A 15,114-nucleotide genomic window follows, 5' to 3' on the forward strand; every position below is an offset into this window, starting at 1 on the left:
CGGGTCTTTACTTGTGGGCGCTGATCACACCGCCGGCGCTGAGCACGATGTACCCGCCGTTGGCTTCGACCCCCACGTCGTGCCCGTTCGTCTCCAGCGTGGCGGCCACGCCCTCGAAGCCGATGATCTGCGCGCGGTACCGCAGCTCGCCGACCTTCGTGACCTTGGCCGTCCAGCCGCCCGCGAGCTTGAAAGTGCCCGGTCCCCGGTGCTCGCCGCCCATCCAGGAGTGCACCTCGCCGCCCATCGTGAGCACGACGAACATGCCGTTGGCGTCGAGCCCGGCGTCGGCGTCCTGTCCCGTCGTCTCCATCGCGGCCACGACCGAACCGTCGCTGACGATCTCGGCGCGGTAGCGCTGGGAGCCGAGGTCGTAGATCTTGGCCGTGCTGCCGTCCACCAGGGTCTGGGTGCGGACCGGGGATCCCGTCTTGGCCCTGGCGGACTGCGCGCCGCCCGACTGCTTGCCCGCAGCGACCGACTTGGTGCCGATGTGGGCATCGGGGCTGGCCTTGCCCTCAGAGCTCTGAATTCCGGACCAGCCCGAGGCGGCGGACTTGGCGGCGGAAGAGCTCGTGCTCGGGTGGCCCGCGGACTTCGCGTCGGCGGCGTCCGAGCCGGAGCAGGCGGTCAGGGTGAGGCCGGCGGCTGCGGTCAGGGCCGCCGCGGCGATGCGCAGGGTGCGGCGACGGGCGGTGCGGGCGGTGGTGCTGGAGCTCATTTCAGGTCCCCCGGGGGCGGTCGGGTCGTTGTCTCTCGTACGTCACCCACTCTGGTCCGGGCCACTATCGAGAAGCTGCCGCTCCGCCAACACCCGGCTAACACAGATCGGAGAGACAGGCCCTAAGGGGTGTCCCGTAACTGGCCTGTGGAATAAGGGTGGTTGGTTGGTCAGTACTGGATCCTGGGGACCACCGCTGGGAGGCGGAGCCCCTCTGATATGTTGCGCCGATGTCAGCGATCAAGAAGTTGCAAGTCACCTTTGACTGCGCAGAACCTGAGCGCCTCGCTCGATTCTGGTGCGAGGTGTTGGGGTACGTCATACCGCCGCCACCGGAGGGCTTTGCCACTTGGGACGATTTCAAGTGCTCGCAGCCACCTGAGCAGCGGGATTCCTGGTTCGCTTGCAGTGATCCCTCAGGTGTGGGCCCGCGACTGTACTTCCAGCGCGTTCCCGAAGGAAAGGCCGCCAAGAACCGGGTGCATCTTGATGTGCGGGTCGGCACCGGGCTCGTGGGGAAAGAGCGCCTCGCCGCACTTGAGGCCGAATGCGCACGACTGGTCCCACTCGGCGCGGTACACGTGCAAACGCTGTATGACGGCAATGATTCGTGCATCCCCATGCTGGACATCGAGGGCAACGAGTTCTGTATCGACTGAGCACGCTCCGAGCCGGAATGATGCCGCGAGCGGCCGACTTCGCCCCCCCCCGAACAGCGGGGCGAGCTGCCGCAGCGTCAAGTTCGTACGTCAGTAGGCCGCTACCAACAGGATCCGGGCCGTGGTGGGGATCGCTGAGCGGCTGGTGCTGCTTGCAACACGTCTCTTGGTGTGGCGCTCAACCACCAGACGCGGATGACTCGTGCGCGGGTTGGAGCGGCAGAGGTGGAGGACCGTCCGGTCTTTCCGGCTCGTGTGACGCGGCGGCGCGGCTTTACGAGACTGTTTCGGGCGCACGGAGACGCGCCCGCCTGGTCGCGGTACTGGTGGCGCTTGCCCGGGCTGTCACGGGGGGAACCGCTCCGGGCAGAAGTCCGCGAGCATCTCATTTCTCTTGCCGCTGAGGATCTCCGAGGCAAGCAGCCGGCCGATTACCGGCCCGAGGGTGATGCCGCTGTGGGAAACGGCCTCGTAGTAGCCCGGCACGGACGGCACCGCTCCCACCGAGGGGAATCCGTCGGCCGGGATGGGCCGGTGGGCTACCCGTGTCTGTGCGATGCGGGCGTTGCCGAGTTCGGGAACGACCTGCCGCGCCGATTCGTGGAGCAGCCGTGCGAGTTGCGCTGGATCTTCGCCTGTGTCGATGAGTGCGTCGATCTCGCGGCTGTGGAGGACCACCGAAGCATCTCCGTCAGGACGGATCTCGATGTGCGGCGCGTGCATGGCCCGGTGAACCGGGACCTGAGTGCAGTCGATCCGGGTGACGGCGCCGGGTTCCCGGCGCATCGGCAAGTGCCGTGCGATGAGCTCGGCGACGTGCGAGGCGCTGGGGCCTGCTGCGTTCACGACGATGTTGACGTCGAGACAGCTCCCATCCGATAGAGCAACCTTCTGGACGCTCCCGTCGGCACCTGTGTCGATGTCACAGACCGCGGTGCCGGACCGGAGCTCGGCGCCGGATGCAACGGCCTGGCCGACCAGGCGGCTGACGAGATGACGTCCGTGCACCCAGGCTTCGTCGGGGTAGAACACGACTGGAACCTCACTGGGCATCGTGAGAGCAGGTTCGAGGCGGCGGCGCACCTCGGCCCCCGTGTACACCTCAGCCCGGTAGTCCCAGTTGGCCAGCTGTTCGGCCGTTTTCAGGAGCTTCGTCTCCGCTGCGGGATCGTCTGCCCAGCGCAGGTGGCCGCTGGGATACCACCATGAGTCTGGCCCGATGGTCCTGGCAAGCTCACGGTGGGCTGCCATGCCCGCGACGTTCAGGTCGAAGTAGGACTTGAGCGTGGTCTTGTTGCTGGCGTTGACCCAGGAGAAAGACCAGTTGGTGACGCCTTCGCCCGGCTGGCCTGCGTCGACGAGGACGACCTTGGCGCCGTGCCGGGACAGGTTCCAGCCCACGCTGGCTCCGATGATGCCCACTCCGATGACAGCAACACGTTCCGGCCGCTTCACGGACTCGGTCCTCACGAACGCCCCCTTCCCGGATTACGGGCGAACTCAACTCCCGTTTCTAGCATGCAGGCATGTGGAACGGTGAGCACTATGAGGTCAGCTCATTTGGTGAGTCTGCGGAAGCAGATGAGGGTGCAGGCGATGCGGTGATCAAATGAATCTTTGAGCCGTAATTGCCTCGGTCGACAGGATTCGGACCTGTCAGGTCCCCCTTTGCAGGGCCCTCATGTTCACCGAGTCGATCGCGCATCGCGACCAGTCCAGCTCGCCGCGGGAGCCGAGTTCATCCAGGACCAGGCGGTGCAGCTTGGCAAAGACCCGGGCCTTCGTCCACTCGGCGAAGCGGCGGTGGGCCGTCGCTCCCGAGGGCCCGAACGACGCGGCGGGCAGCTGCTGCCAGGTGCACCCTGCGTGGCCGCGAACACGATGGCGGCCAGCACCTCGCGGTCCCCGTGAAGGCGTCGGCCACCGCCCTGCGGGCGCGACGGTGCCTCCGGCACCACCCGCTGGAACAACGCCCACAACTCGTCCGGCACCAGCCGCTCAACGATCCCCATCACGGTCCTGAGCCTACGGACCCCACCACATGAGATGACTTCTTAGAACATGGGTGGGGCCCGGACCGTTTGCACCACCCTCGGACCGGGTCCGTCCCGAGGGTTTCTTCCGCGGCGGCCGCCACCGCCCGCGGCATGACGGGGTCGACCGCCCGGTCGTGGCCGTCTACGGAGTTCTCGTCGCCAATCGACAAAGGCTGAGACGGCTTGCCGGAGAACGGGCCGCGTAGAGGTCCTGTGTCGCGCTGCTGGGCTCAGCGCGAACGCCTCCCCCCCCCGTAAGGACGGTTAGAACAGATCGCGGTACTGGTTGAAGCCAGAGCCGACCTTCACCCGGGACGTGAATGGCGACGACGCCTTGCCCGTGCCGTGGTACAGCCACAGGTTGCCCTTGGGGTCGCGGGCGAGGAGGTCGCTGTGGCCGTCGCCGTCGACGTCACCCGTGGCCACCAGCTTGTTGAACTGGTTCCAGCCGGGACCCACCTTCACGCGGGACGCGAACGGCTTCCGCAGATCGCCCGTGCCCTTGTACAGCCAGAGGACGCCCTGCTTGTCGCGGGCGACGATGTCCGGCTTGCCATCGCCGGTCAGGTCGCCCTGACCGGCGATCTGGGTGAACTGGTCCCAGCCGGCGCCGACCTTGACGCGCGGTGCCAGCGAGCCGTCCGCCTTGGTCTGAAAGCGCCACAGGACGCCCTGCTTGTCGCGGGCCAGCAGGTCGGGGTGCTTGGCGCCGCCCAGGGTGCCGGGGGAGAAGACGACGTTGTACTGACCCCAGCCGGTGGCCACCTTCTTGAGGCGCCCGTTGCGCCAGAGATTCAGCGCGCCGTCGTCCATGACGTGGTACGCACCGTCCTGGTAGCCGGTCAGATCGGGGTCAATCGCCACCCCGTGCCGGAAGTGCGGCCAGACGTAGGCGCCCGACCTGTCGTCGAAGCCGCCCTTCCCGTCGGGCATGTAGGCGTACATCTGGCCCGACGGCAGGATTCCGGAGAGGAAGAAGAACGGCGCGGCCGGGGTGGGCTTGTGCTGCCCGGCCGTGGCGGCGCTCCGGGCGACGTTCTTCGCCGGACCGGTCGTCGCAGGAGCGTCGGCCAGAGCGGTGCCGGCGGTGGCACCGACCAGGACGACGGAGACCGCCGAGGTGACGAGCCGCGACAGGGCGCGTGCACGCCGGGAAGACTGGGTCACGTATGACTCCATGAGGTATGCGGAATGGGGCGGTGCGCTCCGCATAGGAGTGGGGAGCGCACCGCCTCATTGTCCGGATCTTTGCACGTCTGTCCCAGTGGTTTTGCGATGGGGTGTGGAATGCTGAATTCCGTCCGGAGGGCAACGCGGACGGGCGGCAACTCCGCTGGGGACAGCCGCCCTTGGTGATGTCGATTTCGTCTCACGGCCCAGGCGCATCCCGACAAAGGGCGCCTGCCGGGCATCTGCCCTGGCCAGGCGCCCTTTTTTTGGCGTCTAGAAGAACCCGAGCTTCTTCGGGGAGTACGACACCAACAAGTTCTTCGTCTGCTGGTAATGATCCAGCATCATCTTGTGGGTCTCCCTGCCGATACCGGACTGCTTATAGCCGCCGAAGGCCGCGTGAGCCGGGTAGGCGTGGTAGCAGTTGGTCCAGACGCGGCCGGCCTGGATGGCGCGGCCCGCGCGGTAGGCGGTGGAGCCGTCCCTGGTCCAGACGCCTGCGCCCAGGCCGTAGAGGGTGTCGTTGGCGATGCCGATCGCGTCGTCGAAGTCGCTGAACGGGGCGACGGCCACCACGGGGCCGAAGATCTCCTCCTGGAAGACCCGCATGTCGTTGTTGCCCTCGAAGATGGTGGGGCGGACGTAGTAGCCGCCTTCCAGTTCGCCGCCGAGTTCGGCGCGGGAGCCGCCGGTCAGGATGCGGGCGCCCTCCTTCTGGCCGATGTCCAGGTAGGAGAGGATCTTTTCCAGCTGGTCGTTGGAGGCCTGGGCGCCGATCATGGTGTCGGTGTCGAGCGGGTGCCCCTGGACGATCTTCTCCGTACGGGCCACGCCGGCTTCCAGGAAGTCCTGGTAGTGGCCGCGCTGGATCAGCGCCCTGGACGGGCAGGTGCACACCTCGCCCTGGTTGAGGGCGAACATGGTGAAGCCTTCCAGCGCCTTGTCGTGGAAGTCGTCCGCGGCGGAGGAGACATCGTCGAAGAAGATGTTGGGGCTCTTGCCGCCCAGTTCGAGCGTCACCGGCCGCAGGTGCTCGGACGCGTACTGCATGATCAGACGGCCGGTGGTGGTCTCACCGGTGAAGGCGACCTTGGCGACCCGGGGGCTGGAGGCCAGTGGTTTGCCGGCCTCGGCGCCGAAACCGTTGACGATGTTGACCACGCCGGGCGGCAGCAGATCGGCGATCAGGCTCATCCAGAAGTGGATCGAGACGGGGGTCTGTTCGGCCGGCTTGAGGACCACGGTGTTGCCTGCGGCCAGGGCCGGGGCGAGCTTCCAGGTCGCCATGAGGATGGGGAAGTTCCAGGGGATGATCTGGGCGATCACCCCGAGCGGCTCGTGGAAGTGGTACGCGACGGTGTCCTCGTCGATCTCCGACAGCGAGCCCTCCTGGGCGCGGATGGCGCCCGCGAAGTAGCGGAAGTGGTCGATGGCGAGCGGGATGTCGGCCGCCAGGGACTCCCGTACGGGCTTGCCGTTCTCCCAGCTCTCCGCGACCGCCAGGGCTTCCAGATGCTGTTCCATCCGGTCGGCGATCTTGTTCAGGACGGCGGCGCGTTCGGCGGCGGCCGTGCGGGCCCAGCCGGGGGCGGCCGCGTGTGCCGCGTCCAGGGCGCGCTCGACGTCCTCGGCGGTGCCGCGGGCGACCTCGGTGAACGGTGCTCCGTTGACCGGGGTCGGGTTCTCGAAGTACCGGCCCAGGGCGGGCGCCACGTACTCGCCGCCGATCCAGTGGTCGTAGCGGGGCAGATAGCTCATCACGGCATCGGCGGAACCCGGGCTGGCGTAACGGGCCATGGTGCGGCCTCCCAATCGCTCTCGGCGCGGTGCCCGGCACTCCGTGTGACGGGCGTTGCGCGCAGGCTAGAACCGGGGAGGTTGCGTGAACGTTGCGACGCGCGCGGCGGCCGGTGCGCCCACCGCCCCGCCACCGGTCAGGCCGTACGCCGCGCGCAGCCGGTGCGCGGTGGCCAGCGGTGCGCTGCGGGCCGGGGAGCGCTCCGGGAGGGCGTCGACCAGGGCTTCCCAGATCTCCAGGTCGTCCTCGCCCCAGGGAGTGCGCGACCACTCGCGCAGCAGGCCGGGATCGCGGGCGCTGAGCAGCGCGGACCGCATCCGGTCCGCCAGCGCGCCGCGCAGCCGCTGGACACCGGGCGCCTCCGACGACGGCAGCAGCGGGCCGCGATAGGCGTTCAGCGCGGAGCGCACCTCGCCGACGGCCAGCGCCTCCTCGACCGCGTCCAGGTCGGTCTCGACGGACCTGCTCAGCCGGTACGGACGGGAGTGCAGCAGGGTGCCGGCCAGCTGCCGCAGCCGGGACAGTTCGGCCCGCAGTGTCACCGGGCGCCTCTCGCGCTCGCCGTACAGCAGCACCGAGAGCTGATCACCCGTCAGGCCCTCGGGATGCCGGGCCAGCAGCGTGATGATCTCGCTGTGCCGGCGGCCCAGCCGGAGCCGCTTCCCGTCCATGACCAGCAGTGCCTCGTCCCGGCCGAGGGCGGAGAGACAGACACCCAACTCCGGTACGCCCGACGTGAGATGGGCTTCCGCGGCGCGGGCGGTGGCCTGCACCAGCGCCAGGCTGTGCGGACTGGCCACATGGTCCCCGCCGGTGAGGTCCACCGCGCCCAGCAGCCGGCCGGTCCGTGGATCGTGCAGCGGGGCGGCGGCACAGCTCCAGCGCTGCACCTGCCGGTTGTAGTGCTCGGCGGCGAAGATCTGTACGGCGTGCTCGGCGGCGAGGGCGGTGCCCGGGGCGTTGGTGCCGGCGTGCCGCTCGTCCCAGCGGGCGCCGACGACGAAGTTCATCCGCTCCGCACTGCGCCGTACTCCGGGGTGCCCCTCCACCCACAGCAGCCGTCCCTGCGGATCGCAGACGGCCAGCAGATGCGCGCCGTCCTGCGCGAAGCTGCCCAGCAGCTCCCGGAAGACCGGCATGGCGCGGGCCAGCGGATGCCCGTCCCGGTAGGCGTGCAGCGCGGCCTCGTCCAGCTCGATGGGCGCGGCGCCGTCGGCTGCCGCGTGCGCGTCGGCGGACCGGCGCCAGGAGTCGGCGACCACCTGGCGGACCGGCGGCGCGACCGTCCCGTCGGCCAGGAACGCCGCATGGGCCCTGCGCACCGTGCGGGTGCGCTCCACCGGATCGGCTCCGGCCTCCATCGCCAGCCAAGGGTTGACCACGTGTCACCTCTCCGATGCGGCTCCTGCACCCGTACGGCCGATGGTGCTCGTAGCGGGCGGGACCGTAAACCCCGCGGGGCGCGCCGGGTGCCCACGAGGGGCGCGCATCGAGCGGTCGTGCGCCCGTTCCGGCAGCCCGCGGGGACGGCAGCCCGCGGGCAGCCGGGGATGCCGGACGACGAACGGGCGGAAGGCCGCTGCCCCCCGCCCGACTCCGCGCCGGTTACCGCTACTTGATCGCCTTGATCAGCTCACCATTGGTGGTGTCGCCGCTCAGCTCCCAGAAGAACGTGCCGCCCAGCCCCTGTGCGTCCTTGAAGGCCATCTTCGTGCCGATGGTCTCCGGGGTGTCATAGCTCCACCACTGGTCGCCGCACTTGGCGTAGGCGGTGCCGCCCACCTTGCCGGTGGCCGGGCAGCGGCTCTTGAGAACCTTGTAGTCGTCGATGCCGGCCTCGTACTTGCCCGGTGCCGCGCCGGTCGCCGTACCGCCCGGTGCGTCCTGGGTGACGCCGGACCAGCCGCGGCCGTAGAAGCCGATGCCCAGCAGCAGTTTGCTCGCCGGCACGCCCAGGCCCTTGAGCTTGGCGAGGGTGTCGGTGCTGTTGAAGCCGGCCTTGGGGATGCCGCTGTACGACGTCAGCGGGGAGTGCGGAGCCGTCGGGCCCTTGGCGTCCCACGCGCCGAAGTAGTCGTAGGTCATGGGGTTGTACCAGTCGACGTACTGGGCCGCGCCCGCGTAGTCGGCGGCGTCGATCTTGCCCCCGGCCGAGGCGTCCGCGGTGATCGCGGCGGTCACCAGATTGCTCTGGCCGAACTTCGACCGCAGCGCCCGCATCACCTTGGTGAAGGCGTCCCGGCCGCTGGTGTCGCAGGTCAGACCGCAGGCGTTGGGGTACTCCCAGTCGATGTCGATGCCGTCGAAGACATCGGCCCAGCGCTTGTCCTCGACCAGGTCGTAGCAGGACTGCGCGAAGGCCGCCGGGTTCTTGGCGGCCTCGCCGAAGCCGCCCGACCAGGTCCAGCCGCCGAACGACCAGATCACCTTGAGGTTCGGGTGCAGCTTCTTGAGCTTTCCGAGCTGGTTGAAGTTGCCGCGCAGCGCGCCGTTGTCCCAGGTGTCCGCCTTGCCGTCGACGCTCTGGTCGGCGGTGTAGGCCTTGTCGTAGTCGGCGTAGGAGTCGCCGATGGCGCACCTGCCGCCCTGGACGTTGCCGAAGGCGTAGTTGATGTGCGTCAGCTTGGCCGCCGAGCCCGATGTCTCGATGTTCTTGACGTGGTAATTGCGGTCGTAGACACCCCAGTTGGTGAAGTATCCGACGACCTTGCCACCTGCCGCGGCGGGTGCCGCCGGGGCGGTGTCGCGCGGTGCGGTGGGGGCGTTCGCGGGGCTGGCGGAGGCCGGTCCGGCGAGCAGGGTGCCGGCCAGCGCCGCCGTACACAGCGCGGTCACGGCGGCGATCACTCTGCGCGGGGCGCGCAGCCGGTGCGGTATGGGCATGTCGTCTCCTCGGAGGGGGGTAGGGGTGTCCGCGCTCCCCAACGGCCCGCGCTCCAGACGGACGGCGGGGCTCTGCGGACACTCCCTGGAGGGAGCCTGACCTGCGTTCCGAATTGGCATGAACGCGTTGAACGTTGAAGGTGAAGGTAGAAGGACTAGACCAGTGAGTCAATGGTTCGGACCAATTTCCCGTCCGGCCGGTACCGGGGCCGGATCCCCTTGGCCAGTAATGATCAACCCGTGACGCGGAGCCTCCGATCGGGCATACTCCTAGCGCCACAGTCGCAGGTCATCGCCTTCCGAGACCCGGAACGCGATCATCGGCCTGGCACTACGGAAACCGGCGCCGCCGCCCACCCCGCGCGTGTCGCCGCAGCGCCCGACAGGGAGGAGAGCGCCGCCATGACCGAGTACGGCCCCCGGCCGGTGGACCGCAGGCTGCCCACCGAAGAAGCCCGTGACCTGATGACGCTCGTACGCGAGCTCGCCGACCGCGAGATCCGGCCAACGGCCGCCGAGGAGGAGGACGCCGGCCACTTCCCGCGCGCGACCTTCACCCTGCTGTCGGAGTCCGGCCTGCTGTCGCTGCCCTACGACGAGGAATTCGGCGGTGGCGGCCAGCCGTACGAGGTGTACCTCCAGGTGCTGGAGGAGCTCGCCGCGGCCCGGCTCACCGTCGGCCTCGGCGTCAGCGTGCACACCCTTGCCTGTCATGCACTCGCCGGATTCGGCAGCAAGGAGCAGCGCGCCGAACGCCTCCCGGAGATGCTCGGCGGCGGACTCCTCGGCGCGTACTGCCTCTCCGAGCCCTCCTCGGGCTCCGACGCCGCCTCTCTGACCACCCGGGCCACCCGCGACGGCGATACCTGGACGCTGGAGGGCACCAAGGCCTGGACCACCCATGGCGGCGTGGCCGATTTCTATACCGTGCTGGCCCGCACCGGCGGCAGCGGCGCCCATGGCATCACCGCCTTCCTCGTGCCCGGTGACGCCGAGGGCCTGAGCGCCGCGGCACCCGAGCGCAAGATGGGCATGAAGGGCTCCCCGACCGCCCAGCTGCACTTCGACGCCGTCCGGGTCCCCGACTCCCGCCGCATCGGGGAGGAGGGCCAGGGCTTCGCCATCGCCCTGTCCGCCCTCGACTCCGGGCGCCTGGGCATCGCGGCCTGTGCGGTCGGCGTCGCTCAGGCGGCGCTGGACGAGGCGCTCGCGTACACCGCCGAACGACAGCAATTCGGCCGCCCGATCGCCGACTTCCAGGGTCTGCGCTTCATGCTCGCCGACATGGCGACGCAGATCGAGGCGGGCCGCGCCCTCTACCTCACCGCCGCCCGGCTGCGGGACGCCGGTCTGCCGTTCTCCAAGGAAGCGGCGATGGCCAAGCTGTTTTGCACCGACACCGCGATGCGGGTGACCACCGACGCCGTCCAGCTCCTCGGCGGCTACGGCTACACCCTCGACTTCCCGGCCGAGCGCTATATGCGCGAGGCCAAGGTGCTGCAGATCGTCGAGGGCACCAACCAGATCCAGCGGATGGTCATCGCCCGGCACCTCGCCGGCCCCGAGAAGCGCTGAGCGGGACGGGGTGGGCGGGGAGGTTCCCGCCCACCCCGCGGCTCCCGCCCGACCGGGTCCCGGTGTCAGCCCCCCAGCCCCTTGAGCCCCGTCGCCGTCCCGATCGCCACCACCAGCGCGCCGGACGTACGGGCCTGCGCACGTGCCACGGCGACCCCCACGGCGGACGACGGTTCCAGGAGCAGGCCCTCGGCCGCCAGCCGCCGGTGCTCGGCCGAGATCGCCTCGTCGTTCACCGCGACCGCCGTGCCTCCGCTGCGCCACAGCGCGTCCAGCCCCTGCCAGCACGGCCGCTCCTCACCGAGGGAGAACGCCACCGTCGGCCCGGCGGCCACCCGGGTCCGCTCCTGGTCCGCGCGGTCCGGGTGGCGCAGCGCGGCGGTGAACGGCGCCGCGGCGGCCGGTTCCGCGGCCACCAGCCGGGGCTCCCGGGCGATCAGCCCGGCGGCCGCCAACTCCCGGAAGCCGCGGCCGATTCCGGCCAGCAGATCCGCCCGGCTGGTGGGCACCACCACCGTGTCGAGCCGCCGCCCGGCGAGGTCCCGCGCCAGCTCGTAAGCCACCGACTTGTACCCCTCGTTGGCATACGGATTCCCGCCCGGTGAGGGGGCGGAGTAGCTGGTCAGCGGGTACCACCCGGGCTCCTGGACGGCCCGCGCCATGGCCGCGTTCCGGTCCGCGGTGGTGCCCGGGTGGACCACCCGCTCGGCGCCCAGCGCATCGATCTGGGCCCGCAGTCCCGCCGGTACCGCCTCGTTGGTGAACACCACACAGCGCAGCCCGGCCCGCGCCGCGTACGCCGCGGCCGCCGCCCCCGCGTTGCCGGAGGACGCGGCGACGACGGTGTCCGCACCGGCCGCCACCGCCGCGGCCACCCCGACGGCCATCGCCCGGTCCTTGTGCGAACCGGTCGGGTTCCCGCCCTCGTGTTTCAGCCGTACCTCACCGGCGGGCCCGTCCGCGCCGTCCCGGTCCTGGTCGTTCCGCAGCCGGATGAGCGGGGTGTTGCCCTCGCCCAGCGTGACCGGCGGACCGGACACCGGCAGGGCCGATGGCAGCCCCCACGGCCCGCCGGGATACCCGGTGAGGTCCACGCCGCCCAGGTCCGCGAGCGGCGGCATCGTATTGACGCCGATGCCCTCCGCGGCGCAGGTCCGGCAGCCGTCGAAACCCTCCGCGGGACGGGCGCAGCGCAGACAGTGCAGAGATCGTGAGATCACCATGGCTCCAGGGAATCAGTGGCGCGTGGACCAGAAGACGGTAACAGGCGAAGTGTATTGGCGCCCCCTACTTCTCTTCCGGGTCTGGCCGTCCGTCCATAGCTGACGTACCGTCAATTTCCGTTTGTGAGCGTCGTACCGGGGTGACGCCCGGCCGCCCGCGCGCCCAGGAGGAGACCGTGCCCGACCGCCCGATCGCGCTCGACGAGTACCCGATCCATCAGGTCCCGCTGTCCCTGCGGCATGTCGCCACCAGTGACCGCAACGCCTACGACCGGTGCATCTTCCATGTCATGGACCACTCCGGCCGCGCCCTGCTGATCGCCGGTCTCGGCGTCTACCCCAACACCGGTGTCATCGACGCCTATGCCACCCTCCGCCTCGGCGACCGGCTGTATGCCGTACGGGCCTCCGACGCGCTCACCGACGACCGCCTCGCGCTCACCGTCGGCCCGCTCACCGTCACCGTCGAAGAACCGCTCGCCCGCCTGCGGCTGACCTGCGCCGCGGACCCCGATGACCCGGACGGCCTGGCCTACGACCTGACCTGGAACGCGGCGTGTCCCGCCACCTGGGAGCCGCACCACACCCAGTACCGCGGCGACCGGCTGATGCTGGAAGGCCGCCGGTTCGTCCAGGCGGGCACCTGCACCGGCAGCATCCGCGTCGCAGGCCAGGAGCTCGCCGTCACGGCGGGGGAGTGGACCGGTACCCGCGACCGCAGCTGGGGCGTCCGCCCGATACCCGGCGAGGACGGCGGACGGGCCGCGGAGGAGCTGCGGCCCGAGGGATTCCACTGGGTCTGGTGCCCGGTGCGCTTCGACGACCGCTTCGTGATGGTCATCGTCCAGGAGGACGCCGACGGCCACCGCACCCTCAACGAGGCCCTGATGGTCCACGGCGACGGCCGCGAGGTCCAACTCGGCTGGCCCTACACGGACATCGCCTACCGCCCCGGTACCCGCCACCCCGAACGCGCCGTCATCCACCTCACCGGCCCGGGCCGCAAGCCTCTGGAACTCACCGCCGAGATCCTCACCTCCTCGCCCCTCGCCCTCGGCGCCGGCTATGCCCCCGCCGACGACTGGCAGCACGGCACCTGGCGGGGCCGGGGCTGGACCGACCGGCGCAGCTACGACCTCACCGACCTGGCGGCCCACCCGCTCGCCGCCTACGGAGTCACCGACCACGCCGCCCGCTTCACCCTCGACGGCCGGACCGGCTACGGCATCTTCGAGCACGGCAGCTTCGGCCGGCACGACCCCAGCGGCTTCACCGGCTATGACTCCGTCGCGCGGGAGGCCGGCCGATGACGGCGCACCCGCCGCCCGCCGCCACCCCCGGCGGAAGGGAGCCCGGGGGAGTGCCCGCCGGGCGGCGCCCCCGCACCACCACCCGCGACCCCGAAGCCCTCACCCGACGGCTCACCGCCTGGCTCGGCACCCGGCTGCCCGGCACCCGCGCCGTCGCCGCGACCGTCCCGGACTCCAACGGGATGTCCAGCGAGACGCTGCTCTTCGACATCGAGCACCCCGAGCCGCCGTCCCCCGCGCCCCCGGCCGGGCCGGAACAGAGCGCGGCACCTGTCTCCTGCGCACTCCGGCTCGCCGCCGACCCCGCCGCGTACACCGTCTTCCCGCGGTACGACATGGCCCGGCAGTACCGCACCATGCGCCTGGTCGCCACGCACACCGACCTCCCGGTGCCCCGCACCCTCTGGCTGGAGGAGGACCCGGGACACCTCGGCGCGCCGTTCTTCGTCATGGCCCGCGCCGACGGCCGCGTCCCGCCGGACGTCATGCCCTATACGTACGAGGGGAATTGGCTGCACGACGCCACCGATGCCCAGCGCGCCCACCTGGAAGCCGCCAGTGTCTCGGTCCTCGCCCGGCTGCACGACCAAGTCCCGCCCGCGGCGGCCGACTTCCTCGCCACGCCCGGCACCGGGAGCGCGCTGCACCGGCACGTCGAGGCCCAACGGGACTACTACGCCTGGGTCGTTGACGGCCGTCCGCGCTCACCGCTCATCGAGCGGGGCTTCGTCCGGCTGGCCGACCACTGGCCGTCGGACCCCGGCGAGACCGTGCTGAGCTGGGGCGACGCCCGGATCGGCAATATCGTCTACGACGGGTTCGAACCGGCCGCCGTCCTCGACTGGGAGATGGCCGCCCTCGGCCCCCGCGAACTCGACCTGGCGTGGATGATCTATCTCCACCGCTTCTTCCAGGATCTCGCCGAGGCCGGCGGCCAACGGGGACTGCCCGGCCTCCTGACCCGCGACCGCGTCGAGAGCCGCTATGCCGCACTCACCGGACACCCGCCCCGCGACATGGACTTCCACACCCTCTACGCGGCCCTGCGGCACGCCATCGTCATGCTGCGAGTGGCCTACCGGCAGGTCCACTTCGGTGAGATGCCGGTTCCGGCCGACGCCGATGCGCTGATCCTCCACCGGGAGACGCTGGAGGCGATGATCGAGGGCCGCTACTGGTGAGCGCGGCCCCTCGTGAAGACTCGGAAACCTCTCAGGCGCCCGGACGCATCCCCGGCACCCGCACCGGACGGGTGCCGGGCCCGCCGATGTGCGAAAACGGCTGACGGCGCCAGTCCAGGCTCTCCGGGAGCGTCAGCAGCATCGCCGCGTCCTGCTCCTGGGCGTCCAGGGTGTCCTCGGACTCCGGTGCCTCGGACGCCGCCCGGCCGGAGCCCTGGCACACCGTCAGCCCGAAGGGGTTCCACGGCGAGGCGCACAGGGCGTGCTCCGGCAGTGTGTCCTCGTCCGCCAGCAGCGCGATCGGCTGAAGGCAGTCGGGGCAGGTCACTCGGTAGATCTCATAGGTGTCGAAAGAGTCGTACGCACCGTCGTCGCCGGAGAGGCCGGTACTGTCGCCCTCCTGGGCGCCGATGTTCGCGGCAGCGGAGTCCTGCTTAAGGCGTCGCATGATGTCCATCCCCCTCGGGTGGGCCGGTCGTACCGCTGACTTCCTGTGACGGGCGGTCCCGGCCACCAGCAGCAATTCCCTTCATGCCGCACGCATAATCGCCGGCACCC

12 protein-coding genes and 1 pseudogene are annotated in these 15,114 nt (G+C 70.5%); 4 read left to right on the forward strand and 9 right to left on the reverse strand.

Annotated features, from left to right (window positions below; translation table 11 throughout):
- Window positions 1-7: 7 nt before the first annotated feature.
- Complete coding sequence (locus TU31_RS23635; RefSeq protein ID WP_042158064.1) at window positions 8-721, reverse strand: hypothetical protein; 714 nt, start codon at window positions 719-721, stop codon at window positions 8-10.
- Window positions 722-951: 230 nt separating this feature from the next.
- On the opposite strand from TU31_RS23635, the gene TU31_RS23640 reads away from it, so the two are divergent.
- Complete coding sequence (locus TU31_RS23640; RefSeq protein WP_042158065.1) at window positions 952-1,380, forward strand: VOC family protein; 429 nt, start codon at window positions 952-954, stop codon at window positions 1,378-1,380.
- Between the two features lie 345 nt (window positions 1,381-1,725).
- On the opposite strand, the gene TU31_RS23645 is transcribed toward TU31_RS23640, so the two are convergent.
- The 6 genes and pseudogenes from TU31_RS23645 to TU31_RS23665 all read right to left on the reverse strand — a co-directional run bounded on the left by TU31_RS23645 (window position 1,726) and on the right by TU31_RS23665 (window position 9,267).
- Window positions 1,726-2,850, reverse strand: coding sequence for an NAD(P)/FAD-dependent oxidoreductase (locus tag TU31_RS23645; RefSeq protein ID WP_181018650.1), 1,125 nt, complete (start codon window positions 2,848-2,850; stop codon window positions 1,726-1,728).
- Window positions 2,851-2,983: 133 nt separating this feature from the next.
- Window positions 2,984-3,392 (reverse strand): annotated as a pseudogene (locus tag TU31_RS37055) (transposase); the annotation flags it as partial.
- Window positions 3,393-3,680: 288 nt separating this feature from the next.
- Window positions 3,681-4,583 (reverse strand): FG-GAP repeat domain-containing protein, encoded by a 903-nt coding sequence (locus TU31_RS23650; protein ID WP_052719027.1) that lies wholly within the window; start codon window positions 4,581-4,583, stop codon window positions 3,681-3,683.
- Between the two features lie 276 nt (window positions 4,584-4,859).
- Window positions 4,860-6,383, reverse strand: coding sequence for an aldehyde dehydrogenase (gene adh / locus TU31_RS23655; protein ID WP_042158067.1), 1,524 nt, complete (start codon window positions 6,381-6,383; stop codon window positions 4,860-4,862).
- Between the two features lie 66 nt (window positions 6,384-6,449).
- The gene (locus TU31_RS23660) at window positions 6,450-7,766 is read right to left on the reverse strand and encodes a helix-turn-helix domain-containing protein (RefSeq protein ID WP_042158069.1); all 1,317 of its coding nucleotides are present in this window, start codon (window positions 7,764-7,766) and stop codon (window positions 6,450-6,452) included.
- Window positions 7,767-7,995: 229 nt separating this feature from the next.
- Window positions 7,996-9,267, reverse strand: a complete 1,272-nt coding sequence (locus TU31_RS23665; protein WP_042158070.1) for a glycoside hydrolase family 18 protein — start codon at window positions 9,265-9,267, stop codon at window positions 7,996-7,998.
- A 402-nt stretch (window positions 9,268-9,669) separates the two neighbouring features.
- Between TU31_RS23665 and TU31_RS23670 the strand changes: the two genes are divergently transcribed.
- Window positions 9,670-10,842: an acyl-CoA dehydrogenase family protein gene (locus TU31_RS23670; RefSeq protein WP_042158072.1), complete on the forward strand. Its 1,173-nt coding sequence runs from the start codon at window positions 9,670-9,672 to the stop codon at window positions 10,840-10,842.
- Window positions 10,843-10,907: 65 nt separating this feature from the next.
- On the opposite strand, the gene TU31_RS23675 is transcribed toward TU31_RS23670, so the two are convergent.
- A complete protein-coding gene (locus tag TU31_RS23675) occupies window positions 10,908-12,065 on the reverse strand; it encodes a pyridoxal-phosphate dependent enzyme (protein WP_042158074.1) in 1,158 nt (385 codons plus the stop codon).
- 176 nt (window positions 12,066-12,241) lie between these two features.
- Between TU31_RS23675 and TU31_RS23680 the strand changes: the two genes are divergently transcribed.
- Together TU31_RS23680 and TU31_RS23685 are read left to right on the forward strand one after the other, a co-directional pair.
- Window positions 12,242-13,375 carry an Rv3169 family protein gene (locus TU31_RS23680; protein WP_042158869.1) on the forward strand — a complete coding sequence of 378 codons (1,134 nt, stop codon included), beginning with the start codon at window positions 12,242-12,244 and terminating at the stop codon, window positions 13,373-13,375.
- Window positions 13,372-14,556, forward strand: a complete 1,185-nt coding sequence (locus tag TU31_RS23685) for a phosphotransferase family protein (RefSeq protein ID WP_245698655.1) — start codon at window positions 13,372-13,374, stop codon at window positions 14,554-14,556. Before TU31_RS23680 ends, TU31_RS23685 begins: the two co-directional genes overlap by 4 nt.
- Window positions 14,557-14,587: 31 nt before the next feature.
- On the opposite strand, the gene TU31_RS23690 is transcribed toward TU31_RS23685, so the two are convergent.
- Window positions 14,588-15,013 carry a hypothetical protein gene (locus tag TU31_RS23690; protein ID WP_107070735.1) on the reverse strand — a complete coding sequence of 142 codons (426 nt, stop codon included), beginning with the start codon at window positions 15,011-15,013 and terminating at the stop codon, window positions 14,588-14,590.
- Window positions 15,014-15,114: the final 101 nt, after the last annotated feature.

The sequence above is a fragment of the Streptomyces lydicamycinicus genome, from assembly GCF_000829715.2.
In the GTDB taxonomy this organism is placed as follows: Bacteria; Actinomycetota; Actinomycetes; order Streptomycetales; family Streptomycetaceae; genus Streptomyces; species Streptomyces lydicamycinicus.

Bases quoted from the DNA above. Each gene is read 5' to 3' on its own strand.
- TU31_RS23635 (WP_042158064.1), bottom strand. From the start codon at position 721: ATGAGCTCCAGCACCACCGCCCGCACCGCCCGTCGCCGCACCCTGCGC.
- TU31_RS23640 (WP_042158065.1), top strand. From the start codon at position 952: ATGTCAGCGATCAAGAAGTTGCAAGTCACCTTTGACTGCGCAGAACCT.
- adh (WP_042158067.1), bottom strand. From the start codon at position 6,383: ATGGCCCGTTACGCCAGCCCGGGTTCCGCCGATGCCGTGATGAGCTAT.
- TU31_RS23665 (WP_042158070.1), bottom strand. From the start codon at position 9,267: ATGCCCATACCGCACCGGCTGCGCGCCCCGCGCAGAGTGATCGCCGCC.
- TU31_RS23670 (WP_042158072.1), top strand. From the start codon at position 9,670: ATGACCGAGTACGGCCCCCGGCCGGTGGACCGCAGGCTGCCCACCGAA.
- TU31_RS23675 (WP_042158074.1), bottom strand. From the start codon at position 12,065: ATGGTGATCTCACGATCTCTGCACTGTCTGCGCTGCGCCCGTCCCGCG.
- TU31_RS23685 (WP_245698655.1), top strand. From the start codon at position 13,372: ATGACGGCGCACCCGCCGCCCGCCGCCACCCCCGGCGGAAGGGAGCCC.
- TU31_RS23690 (WP_107070735.1), bottom strand. From the start codon at position 15,013: ATGGACATCATGCGACGCCTTAAGCAGGACTCCGCTGCCGCGAACATC.